Below are 10,753 nucleotides of genomic sequence, written 5' to 3' on the forward strand. Positions count from 1 at the left end.
GCCGAGTTGCGCAAGAAGCCCGGATCCGATGCCATCGACACCATCGTCGGCGACATGACCTCGACGGTGATGCGAACCGATGCCTCACTCGTGTACCTCGTCTACAACACGATCGGAAACCTGCGCAGCCAAGCCCAGCAAGTTGCGTGCTTTCGTAATGCCGCAGCTCACCTGCGGCCGGGAGGACGATTCGTGATCGAGGTCGGCGTTCCTCAGCTCCATCAGCTACCGCCCGGACAGACGGTTCGCCCGTTCGCGTGGACCGACGACTACCTCGGATTCGACGAGTACGTCGACCGTGACAGCCAGATCCTCGTCTCGCGCCACTTTCGCTTCGATGGCGACCAGGTCACTCGCATTTCCGGCGCCTTCCGCTACGTCTGGCCCTCCGAACTCGACCTGATGGCCCAGCTCGCCGGAATGGAACTCGAGGCGCGCTGGGCCGGCTGGCACCGCAGCGAATTCACCGCCGACTCGCCCTCCCACGTCTCGGTGTGGCGCCTTTCGTAGGTCGACACTTTCCATGAGTTGCCGAGCGTGAGGGACCAACTCTGTTGCACCGCCGAGACCGCAGATCAACAGGCCATCCGTCGCACACCGACCGCTTCGAATCAGGCACATCTTCGGGCGGATACGTGCTCCAGAATGGCGCTGATTTGGTCAGCCTTGGTCGGGTTCCAGGTCGTTCACGAGTCGTGTGAGCAGAGTCGCGAGTTGTTGCCGATCGGTCTGCGTCCATGACTGCATCGGCTCTTCGACAGCGATGCGTCGCCGTTGTTGGACGTCACCGACGAGACTCCGACCCTTCCTGGTCAGTCGTAGTCCGCTGAGTCGACCATCGTGCTGTACGGGGACTCTGACGACGATGCTCGCGTCGACCGATGATGCGACGCGTCGACTGGCCTGGGACGGGTCAATCATGAGTTCTCGGGCAACGTCTCCTACCGTGACCGGCTGGTCGTGACTTGCCACCACGTCTGCGATCTCGGCGATGTGAATCTGATCAAGGGGTGCACTGCCGGCGAGATGTCCGCGCCGTTGCCTTCGTCGAAGGGTGAGTAGTGCATCCGCGACGAGTTGGACGGAGTCGGGCTTGGCCATCATCACTGTTGTGCTCGTTCGAGATTCTGGCACATGGCTTGAAGGGTGGCGACCATGATTTCGTAGTCACTTCTGGAGAGTCCTTCGCTGGCTCGTGTTCGTGAAGTCGTGACGGCTTGGTGCGCCGTCTCGAACCGCGATCGGCCGGAGTCTGTGAAATCGAAGGAGTCATCTGTGTGTTCGAGCCATCCGGTGGCGGTGAGATCGTCTAACAGACTCTCGGCACCGTCTGAAGGTTCGAGGAAGGGAGCGATTCCGGCGGTGACGTCGACGGAGCGACGTTTGCCCGCTGCGATGAGGTTGAGGGTCTGCCAGTGGCGTCGTCGGAGGCCGAAGGGTTCGAGAGCCTGGTCGAGCGTGCGCTCGATGAGTTCATCGAGTTGCTTCACCCAGTAGCCGATCGGTCGGGAATTATCCATGTACTAAGCATGTATATGAAGATCCCATACGTCAAGACCATTTCAAGTACTGCGTGGCAGGTCGTCGGGCGCCACTCTGCCGACGCATCGCTGGACGTGCGGCGGCTACTGCCAGCGCTCAGAATGTTCGACCTATCAGCACCGTCAGACCGCTCCTGATCGGCACGTCTGATCTGGTGCGGCCGCTCAGAAAGTCTCAGTTCTTCACCGTCAGGCCGGGGCCCGTGGTGCAGGAGCGGGTCAGTTCCAGGCGTCCCACCAGGGCGATGGACGCAGGTCCGCCAACGGCACGAACCGAAACTGCCGACTGTCGTCTGCGGGGAGGCCGATCATGACGTCGCGACCGAACATCACGAGTCGTTCCTGGCAGACGCCACACGCAGCGAGGACCATCGGCCCGTCGCTCTCGGTCCAACGAACGCAGATGCTGGCGATGATGCGATCGCCGGTGCGGTGTGCTTCGCAGATCGGTCCCGTTTCTGCACACAGACAAGCGCTCGTGACCATGGCATCGATCGATACGCCAAGCAGTGTCAGACCCGATTCGGTGAGCGCCGCTGCGGCGATCCCTTCATCTTCGTCCGTGAATCTGGCGGGGTGATTTTGCGCCAGAGTCACGGCGGAGGTGTAGAGCTCTGCCTGCTCGTCGTCGGTCACCGGATCAACGTAGTGGTCGCCCGCCTGAGTCCGTCTCGAACAGTCCGGTCGTCACCGCTCCAGAACACTCACGCGCCGAACCACCAACCACCACTCCCGATCGGCACGTCGGCGATCGGCGAGGCGCGCGAGAACGCTCGCCGGGTTCGCAGGTGGAAAGTCCCCGTCGTCGCCGAAATCGTGCTGGCATCGCAAAGTTCGAGCGTGCGAACCTTCAGGCATGGATCGTGCCTTTGACGCCTCGTCGCAATGCCCATCTTCCTCATCGACGGTCCTGATTCCGAATGCGCACCCCGAATCACTGGAGGCTCCCTTGACCACAACCCCCGACCTGACCGGACATCTGCTGTGACGCAGCGCGAGGCGACTTCCCGCGTGATCTCGCTGTGTCTCGATGCCAACGATCCGCAGTCGATGGCAGCGTTCTGGGCCGACGCGCTCGGCTGGGAGATCAGCGAATCCGATGGCGAGGCTTCGCTGGTCCCAACCGATGACACCGGCTTCGAGATCCTCTTCGAGCTGACCGCGGAAAGGAAGGCGGGTCAGAACAACATCCATCTCGACCTGACCACGACGTCGATCGAAGATCAACACGACACCGTCGACAGGTTGATCGAAGCCGGCGCCCGCCACGTGGACGTCGGCCAGCGCGCACACGAAGGTCGTGTCGTGCTCGCCGATCCCGAGGGCAACGAGTTCTGCATCATCCCTCCGCACAGCAACTTCCTTGCTGGCTGCCCACGTCTGGGTGCGATCAACGCCGACGGAACTCGCAAGACCGGCCAGTTCTGGAGCGAGGTACTCGGTTGGCCGTTGATCTGGGACCAGGACGAAGAGACCGCGATCCGTGCACCCCACGAAACCGGCCCGATCATCCAATGGAGTGGACCACCTCTGATGTCCAAGTCCGGCAAGAACCGTCTCCACCTCGACATCGCACCGCCGATCCACATCAGCCAACAAGACGAGGTCGATCGACTGATTGAACTCGGCGCGACCCGCATCGACATCGGGCAAAGTGACGTCAGCTGGGTCGTGATGGCCGACCCCGACAACAACGAATTCTGCGTCTTGACTCCCCGTTAGCCGAGCGGGCCCGACATTGCGCACGACCCCCGATCAAGCGCCCACATTTCCAGCACCGTCCACGGACAGCGACAGCGAAAGATCGGCGCTCGGCCAGGCACTCGATAACGCTGTCGCCTTCATCAGCTGACAAGCAGGCGTCTTCAGAGGGACTGTCAGATCCGCGGTGTAACTGGTCTGGCCTGAAACGCTGAACCGCATGGTTCGGCCGGAAGGACAGACAATGACAGACCATGATGTGACGGTGCCTTCACCGTCGAACAGCGATGGGATCAAACAGCCCGACGAGCGGCCGCTCGCGGAGCAGCTCGTTGAACAAGCCCGAGCCGACGGGGTCGACCTGGTCGGCCCGGGCGGGTTGCTGGCCGATTTGACCAAGCAGGTCCTCGAGACCGGGCTCGAGGTCGAGATGGACGAGCATCTCGGCTATGAGAAACACGCAGCCGAGGGCCGCAACCACGGCAACAGTCGCAACGGTGCCCGGTCGAAGTCGGTGATCACCGAGATCGGCCCGGTCGATCTCGACGTCCCGCGAGATCGTGACGGGAGCTTCGAACCGCAGACCGTGAAGAAGCGCCAGCGCCGTCTCGATGGGGTCGACTCGATGGTCATCTCGTTGACAGCGAAAGGGTTGACGACCGGTGAGGTCGAAGCCCATCTGGCGGAGGTCTATTCGACGGAGATTTCGCGGGAGACGATCTCGAAGATCACCGACCGGGTGCTCGATGAGATGGCCGACTGGCAGAACCGGCCCCTCGACCGCGTCTACCCAGTCGTGTTCATCGACGCCTTGGTCGTGAAGATCCGCGACGGCCAGGTCGCGAACCGGCCCGTCTACGCGGCGATCGGGGTCACCGTTGACGGCAAACGCGACATTCTCGGGTTGTGGGTCGGCACCGGTGGTGAGGGCGCCAAGTTCTGGTTGCAGGTCCTCACCGAGATCAAGAACCGTGGCGTCGAAGACGCCTGCATGGTCGTGTGCGACGGCCTCAAGGGTCTGCCCGAGTCGATCGAAGCAACCTGGCCGTTGGCGGTCGTGCAGACCTGTGTGCTGCACCTGATCCGCAACACGTTCCGTCTCGCCTCACGTGCTGATTGGGACAAGATGGCCCGCGATCTCCGACCGGTCTACACCGCGGTGAACGAAGCTGATGCTGCCGGCCGCCTCGACGAGTTCCACTCGGTCTGGGGCCAGAAATATCCGGCGATCAGAACCTTGTGGTCATCCGCGTGGTCCGAGTTCGTTCCGTTCTTGGACTACTCGCCCGAGATCCGTCGGGTGATCTATTCGACGAACGCGATCGAGTCGTTGAACGCCAGGTTCCGGCGAGCCACGAAAGCCCGTGGGCATTTCCCCAACGAGCAGGCCGCGCTGAAATGCCTCTACATGGTCGTCAGATCGCTCGACCCGAAAGGCACCGGTCAGGAACGCTGGATGAACCGCTGGAAGCCCGCCCTCAACGCCTTCGCCATCACCTTCGAAGGCCGCCTCTTCTGAGGCCCTACGATCACCAACACCAACAATGAGCCAGATCAGTTACACCACTCATCTGATAGACCCTCTTCAGAGAGTCATCGCAGAGCTTTGTGGGTGGCTGGGCTCGTCATGGGGCGATCAGCCCGGCGCCTCTGAACCTCTGCGTGTCAGCAGCCAGCGGAAGTGACGTGGGTGGCAGCCCAGGCAGAGTCGGTCTGGTTGACGGTGATGAGAGTGATGAGGTTTCCGTCGATGATGACCGCGTAGTCGACCTCGTTGTCGCTGATCTTGAATTCGGCGTAGCCGCTCTGCACGTACCCGGCGGGTGCCTGTTCGGATTGGAGGAATCCTGCGAGCGCATCAGCTGGTGTGCCAGCGGCCGGTCCAGCGACGTCGCCGTTGATATCGCTGTCTCCGCAGCCGGCTGTGTTGGCTGCATCGGGCGCTGAAGTGGCGTCGGCGCTCGACGTGATGAGGGGATTCAGGTCGATGCCGAATGACGGCTCGGTATTGAAGTCGGTTGTGTTGTATCCGAGGGTCAGTTGGTTGCCGTCGAGGTCGATGTAGCGAACCTGCATGATGTTGCAGGGCGGCTCGAAGGCAGCGGTGTTGGTTGCTGTCATTGTCATCGTGGACAGTTCTGGTGCTGACGCGTCGGGCTCGGCGGCTCCGAACTCGGCTTCGTCGAGACGGGCGTCGATGTTGGGTGCTTTGACTATCGCTTGCGTTCCGTCTTCTGGGATTCCGATGGTCATCCGATCGAATGCTGTCCGGTTGCCGCGCTTCGCGTCGAGGTCGTAGATCTCGCGGGCGTCGGCCGGCCAGCGAAACTCAATGGTCCCGCCGGGCAGATTCCAATGCTGCGCGAGTTGACCTTCGCCAGTCGGCGCATCTTTGGCCGGTCCCGGATTTGCGTCGCCGATTGCTGTTGGAATGTCGATGGTCACGGGGAGTTCTGCGCCGCAGACGGGTACGCCTCGGACAGCCTGTGGAGTTGTCGAAGCGGTCGAAGCGGTCGAAGCGGTCGGTGCGGTCGAAGCGGTCTGTGCGGGGGTCGTGGCGGGCAAGGCGTCGGGGGCTGTCTGGTCGGCTTGGGCGGGTTGTTGCTCGGTGCGCCCAGAAATCGAGACGAGCCCGGTGACGGTCAGTGCAGCCACTGCTGCTGCTGCGATGAGGTATGCGCCGGTCCGTTGGGGCGTCGCTCCGCTGACCGCGAGCGGCACTGCGTTGGGATCGAACTGTCCAGGTTCACGTGCTGGAGTGGTGGAGGCAATGTGGTCGAGGCCGGCGCTGAGGCGTGCTCGAAACGGATCGTTGGTGGGGTTCTGGTCGTTGTAGTTCATGACAGTTCCTTTCGAAGTGTTCGTATGGCGCGTGCGTGGCGGGACTTGACGGTGCCGGGCCGGCACTGGAGTGAGTCGGCAATCTCGGCTTCGGAGAGCCCGAGCCAGTAGCGCAGAACAATGACGGCGCGCTGGTCGTAGGGCAACCGGCGGAGGGTGTCGTCAAGTTCTCGATCCCATTCGTTCAACGACACCGCATCTGCGCCGTGGCGGACCATCCGCAGCTGTGCTCGCCGTTGCGAGGTGTGCCAGCTTCGGCACAGGTTCGTGGTCGTTGTGCGTAACAGCGCCGCCGGGTTCTCGATTCTCGTGTGGGCGTTCTGCGCGTATTGATAGACACGCATGAACGCTTCCTGGGCAAGGTCGTCAGCCACGTCGGGATTGCCGGTGAGCATCCGTGCCAGCCGTGCTGTCGCGATGAAATGATCCCGGTAGAAGTCCTGGAACCGTGCGTCGACGTGTTCGGCACCGGGGACTGACATGGGATCTCTCATTCGGCTCTGTCCGATAGTTCGACTCACACAAGTATCGACTTCACCGACGCCGGATCGGTTCCAAAGAACCTCAGATCAGCACGAGGTGGGCCCAACGCGGCAAGCCTCGACGCAGTGATCGACGCGCTCTGAACCGCATGACGCCAGGCCGCAACGACGGACTTCGACCGCTCATAATCCCGGACGACTGAATCACCACAAACAGCTCGTAGCGAAGCCTCTTTGGTTGTCAAGGGGGTCTTCGGCAGTGTCGGGGCGCGTGTCGTCGGCCCCTTGCTGCGCGGTCGGGGCTGGTCGTAGTGTCGATGTTCGGGTCCGGGAAGTGACTTGTCCGAAGAGCCGGCTATTCAGGATGCAGAGCCGGTCACGCTGGAGACAGAGTCGTTCCTGAGTGTCCTCCCGGGCCCACTTGATCCTCAGCTGCGAAGTCGTCGGGCGTCGTTGGCGAGGTGCCGGTAGATGACATCGGAGAGCCGTCGCTTCAACGCTCGGATGGCTTCTTTGGGTGTCTTGCCTTCTTCGATCTTGCGGTCGTAGAACGCGCGGCCGACGGTGTCGTGACGGAGTTGGCTGATTGCGACGACGTGGATTGCCCAGTTCAGTTGCCGGTTGCCGCGCGGGTTCAATCGGTGCCGCACCTTGGGTCCCGACGATGCGTCGATCGGAGCCGTCGCGTTGTAGCTCGCGAAGTGCGCCTTGGTCGCGAAGCGGTCGATGTTGCCGGTATTGCCAATGATGATCGCAGCCGTGATCGGCCCGAGCCCGCAGATGTCGGTGAGCGAGGTTCCCGACGCTTTGACCGCGGCGGTGAGGCGCCGCTTTGAGGTCTTCAACCGGCCGGTGAGATCGTCGATCCCGTCGGTGAAGTCGTGTGCGATCTCGAGGCGTTGGCGGCCCATCGAGTCGACCGGTGTGAACGTGTCGAGCATCGCGTTGACCCTGGTCATCGATGACATCTTGAAGTCGGCGCCGCCGGGGAACATCTCCAACAACAGCGAGTGCAGCCGGCAGCACTCGCGGTTCTTTGTCCTGCCGACGTCGCGATGCCGTTTGGCCAACAGCCGCAAGATGCGGGTGTGGTCGTCGGGCAACACTTCGGCTAGATCGTTCGCGCGGAGTGCTGCGATTGCGACCGAGCGGGCATCGTTGGGGTCGTTCTTTTGCGACCGCCCGGTGCTGAGCGTGCGCACTCTCGAGGCGCGCACCGCTGGCACATCGATCACCGTTTCGCCGGCCGAGATCAGTTGCTGGGAGAGCAGGTAGCCGAGACCCTGAGCGGACTCGACTGCCCAGATTCGGGTGTCGCGGAATCCGTCAGCCCACTCGCGGAGCAGGACGGCTTGGGTTGGACAGGAACGGATGCGGATCTCGTCAACGACTGTCTCGAACTCGTCGACTGCAACCGCGGTGTGGGACGCCTTGTGGGGGTCGATCCCGATCGTGATGGTGGACATGGAGATGGTGCCTTTCTCTCGGCGGGGTGGAACCGAGGTGGGCACTCCTGATTCGAGCCGAACTGTTCGCGCCTCTTTCGAGCCACACCACGGCAATGGCACCGACCGGCCGACAGTTCGTTAGAAAGCCAACCCGCAGGTGGCAGGCACATAGAGAGCCAGCCGACCGGCACCACCGACGCTACGACGACCGCCGCAACGCACCCTCGACTCAATCAGGCACGTCCGCGCTCGTCCAGGCGCTCCAGAACGATGCGGCCGCCGGCTTTCCTGCGGAGCCGTCCGGTCAGTCCGGATCGGTCATGGCGAAGGTGAACATCCGCCTGGGATTGATGCGTGCGTACCAGGCACCGCTGTCCAGCATCTCGGTCCACTTGTCGCCGTAAAGGGGCAGGTAGATGTCGAGCACTGTCTGCTTCAACTCCGCGTGCTCCTCGGCATGGATATCGATGAACTCCGCGTCACCATGAACGGTGACTGCGAATGACTCATCCGGGAGGTGCGTGGCGCTGACCGCCGGACGTTCGCAGAGGTGGCGATAGCGCAGTGATAGTGGTGATGAACCGAAATGGAATCGCCCTCGGTAGAAGATCCCGTCGACGGGACCGTTGATCGGACGACCGTCGCGGGTCGAGGTTGCGAGCACCAGCAGTCGCATACCCGTGAGGCGATCGGCGATCTCACCGGCATCGGGCCGCCTGTCGGGCGTGGCGATCTCTCGTAGATGGGAGCCTGCCGCAGCAAAGCTCTCATCGATCGTCCGTTGAAGTTCCACCAAGTCGGCCGGCTGTTCGTACATGCATCATTCCCTTCGCTCTACGCTGTAGAACCAGTACTCTACAGCGTAGAATAGATCAGACCATGCAGCGATCGCGACCCCTCACCGTCGAACGCATCGTCGAATCCGCCTATCAGATCGTCCAGAACGACGGACTCGCGGCGCTCTCCATGCGAAAGCTCGGCAAGGCACTCGATGTCGACGCGATGGCGATCTACCACCACGTCGCCAACAAGCAGGCGCTACTGGCGCTCATCACTGCGCATGCACTCTCAGAGATGGCGGAACCGCCTGCGCCCTCGGCACCGTGGGATCATCGGATCGAGCAATGGGCCCTCGGCTACTGGGACATCGTCACGAAGCATCGAGAGCTGACACTCGCAGGTCTCTCGAACCCCGAAATCGCCGCCGGCGGGCTGACATCCACCAAGACTCTGGTGGCTGCGATCTCCGACAGCGGACTCGCGACCGAACTCATCGAGCCCACGATGTTCATCATCGTCGACGCAGTGCATGGCTCGGCACTCGGTGCAGCCTCACCAGGACGCGATCACACAGATCTCGAAACGTTGCGCGCTGCGTTCCAGGAGGGACTTCACATCATCATCGCTGGCATCACCACCCGACTCGAAAGACGTACGGACTTCTCCTGACGGACGAACCGCAACACCACCAACGAACATCCAAGGACGACCCAGCCGATGGGGCGCGGGAGCACAGCCACGTCGAACGGCGCCCGACCGCCCAAACCGGCGATGCACTCCAAACAAACAAAGTGCCACCGACCCGCTCAGAACAACATCGATCCGGCACCGCAGAGAGTGCTCTGGATCGGCACTTTTCGCCCGGTCAGGCGTCAGAGAATGACGGCCATCTGACGGTTGATGTCAGATGAGGTCGGGACTCTCTACTGCCGGAGGATTTCAGTCGGGCAGGTGATGGTTGGAGCGTTGGCCAGTCGTTGGTCGGATGTCACCAGCGTGCACTCCAGAGCCTCGGCGAGAGCGACGTAGCAAGCGTCATACGCCGTGACGTTCGCTCGGAGTTCGAACGCTCTCGACATCAAAGCACCCGTTGGAAACCGAGTGATCGGCAGCACCAGCAGATCGTCGACCGCATCGCGGAAACGTTCATCGGTGAGATCTCTCTTCAACCAACGACGACGAAGAACCGACACCGTCTCGACATCGACGAGGTCAGGCGCGGATGCGGCGCCTGCCACCTGCAGCCGACGACGCGCAAGTACCCCCGCCGACTCGTCGTCACCGACCACGTTGGCCAGCACCGATGCATCAATGACGATCACCGCTGCGCGCGTTCCTCGGCGAGGTCTTCGACGGCGGTTTCGAAGCCGACTTGACCACCCGAGCGTTGTGCGATCCGCTCCATCACATCGGCGAGCGTCGGGGATTGTGCGACGCGTGAGAGCTCGTAGGTGAGGTACTGCTGGAGGGACTGTCCTGCTGCTTCGGCACGTCGTTGCAGGCTCGCATGAACTTCCGCTGGGAGGTCTCGGATCAAGACATTCGGCATGCTTTCATTATGCTTGCACCTCGCCTCAACTGCAAGCGCGCACGCATATCAACGGCCCGGACCGCTCCCGCAGACCGCTCGCGATCGGCACGACTGCGGGTGGTCACCCGTCCGAGAATGTGCGGTGCTCAACCAGGACTCTCGTGTGTCAGTTGGATGTGGTTGGAGCATTCACCCGATGTGCGATGCTTCGAATCGACGCTGCGACCAGGACACCCACGCCTGGGTTGCCAACACCCAGGGCTGCGCCGCCGAACACGGTCTCCAGCTGGCCGTCGGCGACTCCGACGGCAATTCCCCACGACACCGAGACCGCAACGACGGCTGTCGCCACAAGCAGTGCCGACCTGCGGTCGTGTACGAACGCGCCGAACACGAGCCCGAGAACGAGCAGTGTCGGAATCACCGGGC

Annotated in this window: 14 protein-coding genes; 5 read left to right on the forward strand and 9 right to left on the reverse strand. The window is 62.4% G+C overall.

The window, feature by feature from the left end; all coding sequences use genetic code 11:
* A partial coding sequence (locus WBV89_RS03995; RefSeq protein WP_423980048.1) for an SAM-dependent methyltransferase occupies positions 1–510 on the forward strand: 510 nt, incomplete at its 5' end.
* A gap of 150 nt (positions 511–660) precedes the next feature.
* Here WBV89_RS03995 and WBV89_RS04000 read toward each other — a convergent pair.
* The 3 genes from WBV89_RS04000 to WBV89_RS04010 all read right to left on the reverse strand — a co-directional run bounded on the left by WBV89_RS04000 (position 661) and on the right by WBV89_RS04010 (position 2,177).
* On the reverse strand, positions 661–1,104 hold the full coding sequence (locus WBV89_RS04000; protein WP_423980049.1) for a MarR family winged helix-turn-helix transcriptional regulator: 444 nt from the start codon (positions 1,102–1,104) through the stop codon (positions 661–663).
* Positions 1,104–1,520, reverse strand: a complete 417-nt coding sequence (locus WBV89_RS04005; protein ID WP_423980050.1) for a hypothetical protein — start codon at positions 1,518–1,520, stop codon at positions 1,104–1,106. The genes WBV89_RS04000 and WBV89_RS04005 overlap by 1 nt, the downstream gene beginning before the upstream one ends.
* Before the next feature lie 240 nt (positions 1,521–1,760).
* Positions 1,761–2,177 (reverse strand): cytidine deaminase, encoded by a 417-nt coding sequence (locus WBV89_RS04010; RefSeq protein WP_423980051.1) that lies wholly within the window; start codon positions 2,175–2,177, stop codon positions 1,761–1,763.
* Between the two features lie 375 nt (positions 2,178–2,552).
* On the opposite strand from WBV89_RS04010, the gene WBV89_RS04015 reads away from it, so the two are divergent.
* Together WBV89_RS04015 and WBV89_RS04020 are read left to right on the forward strand one after the other, a co-directional pair.
* Entirely contained in the window at positions 2,553–3,263 is a 711-nt protein-coding gene (locus WBV89_RS04015; protein WP_423980052.1) for a VOC family protein, read from the forward strand.
* Between the two features lie 223 nt (positions 3,264–3,486).
* Positions 3,487–4,761, forward strand: a complete 1,275-nt coding sequence (locus tag WBV89_RS04020; protein ID WP_423980053.1) for an IS256 family transposase — start codon at positions 3,487–3,489, stop codon at positions 4,759–4,761.
* A 146-nt stretch (positions 4,762–4,907) separates the two neighbouring features.
* Here the strand turns inward: WBV89_RS04020 and WBV89_RS04025 are convergent, their stop codons facing one another.
* The 4 genes from WBV89_RS04025 to WBV89_RS04040 form a co-directional block, all read right to left on the reverse strand.
* A complete protein-coding gene (locus WBV89_RS04025) occupies positions 4,908–6,083 on the reverse strand; it encodes a hypothetical protein (protein WP_423980054.1) in 1,176 nt (391 codons plus the stop codon).
* Entirely contained in the window at positions 6,080–6,565 is a 486-nt protein-coding gene (locus tag WBV89_RS04030; protein ID WP_423980055.1) for an RNA polymerase sigma factor, read from the reverse strand. The genes WBV89_RS04025 and WBV89_RS04030 overlap by 4 nt, the downstream gene beginning before the upstream one ends.
* A 428-nt stretch (positions 6,566–6,993) precedes the next feature.
* Positions 6,994–8,031: an IS110 family transposase gene (locus WBV89_RS04035; RefSeq protein ID WP_423980056.1), complete on the reverse strand. Its 1,038-nt coding sequence runs from the start codon at positions 8,029–8,031 to the stop codon at positions 6,994–6,996.
* A 286-nt stretch (positions 8,032–8,317) separates the two neighbouring features.
* Complete coding sequence (locus WBV89_RS04040; RefSeq protein WP_423980057.1) at positions 8,318–8,830, reverse strand: pyridoxamine 5'-phosphate oxidase family protein; 513 nt, start codon at positions 8,828–8,830, stop codon at positions 8,318–8,320.
* Positions 8,831–8,892: 62 nt separating this feature from the next.
* Here WBV89_RS04040 and WBV89_RS04045 point away from each other — a divergent pair, with 62 nt between their 5' ends.
* Positions 8,893–9,462 (forward strand): TetR/AcrR family transcriptional regulator, encoded by a 570-nt coding sequence (locus tag WBV89_RS04045; protein WP_423980058.1) that lies wholly within the window; start codon positions 8,893–8,895, stop codon positions 9,460–9,462.
* Between the two features lie 254 nt (positions 9,463–9,716).
* Here WBV89_RS04045 and WBV89_RS04050 read toward each other — a convergent pair whose 3' ends face one another.
* Positions 9,717–10,115, reverse strand: a complete 399-nt coding sequence (locus WBV89_RS04050) for a type II toxin-antitoxin system VapC family toxin (protein ID WP_423980059.1) — start codon at positions 10,113–10,115, stop codon at positions 9,717–9,719.
* A complete protein-coding gene (locus WBV89_RS04055; RefSeq protein ID WP_423980060.1) occupies positions 10,112–10,342 on the reverse strand; it encodes a FitA-like ribbon-helix-helix domain-containing protein in 231 nt (76 codons plus the stop codon). The genes WBV89_RS04050 and WBV89_RS04055 overlap by 4 nt, the downstream gene beginning before the upstream one ends.
* A gap of 178 nt (positions 10,343–10,520) precedes the next feature.
* Between WBV89_RS04055 and WBV89_RS04060 the strand changes: the two genes are divergently transcribed.
* Positions 10,521–10,753, forward strand: a 233-nt coding sequence (locus tag WBV89_RS04060; RefSeq protein ID WP_423980061.1) for a hypothetical protein, incomplete at its 3' end; no start/stop codon positions are given.

Source organism: Ilumatobacter sp., from assembly GCF_049588435.1.
Classification (GTDB): Bacteria; Actinomycetota; Acidimicrobiia; order Acidimicrobiales; family Ilumatobacteraceae; genus Ilumatobacter_A.

Coding starts and splice junctions, on each gene's coding strand:
- WBV89_RS04035 (WP_423980056.1), bottom strand. CDS start 8,031: ATGTCCACCATCACGATCGGGATCGACCCCCACAAGGCGTCCCACACC.
- WBV89_RS04000 (WP_423980049.1), bottom strand. CDS start 1,104: ATGATGGCCAAGCCCGACTCCGTCCAACTCGTCGCGGATGCACTACTC.
- WBV89_RS04005 (WP_423980050.1), bottom strand. CDS start 1,520: ATGGATAATTCCCGACCGATCGGCTACTGGGTGAAGCAACTCGATGAA.
- WBV89_RS04040 (WP_423980057.1), bottom strand. CDS start 8,830: ATGTACGAACAGCCGGCCGACTTGGTGGAACTTCAACGGACGATCGAT.
- WBV89_RS04025 (WP_423980054.1), bottom strand. CDS start 6,083: ATGAACTACAACGACCAGAACCCCACCAACGATCCGTTTCGAGCACGC.
- WBV89_RS04045 (WP_423980058.1), top strand. CDS start 8,893: ATGCAGCGATCGCGACCCCTCACCGTCGAACGCATCGTCGAATCCGCC.
- WBV89_RS04055 (WP_423980060.1), bottom strand. CDS start 10,342: ATGCCGAATGTCTTGATCCGAGACCTCCCAGCGGAAGTTCATGCGAGC.
- WBV89_RS04030 (WP_423980055.1), bottom strand. CDS start 6,565: ATGTCAGTCCCCGGTGCCGAACACGTCGACGCACGGTTCCAGGACTTC.
- WBV89_RS04020 (WP_423980053.1), top strand. CDS start 3,487: ATGACAGACCATGATGTGACGGTGCCTTCACCGTCGAACAGCGATGGG.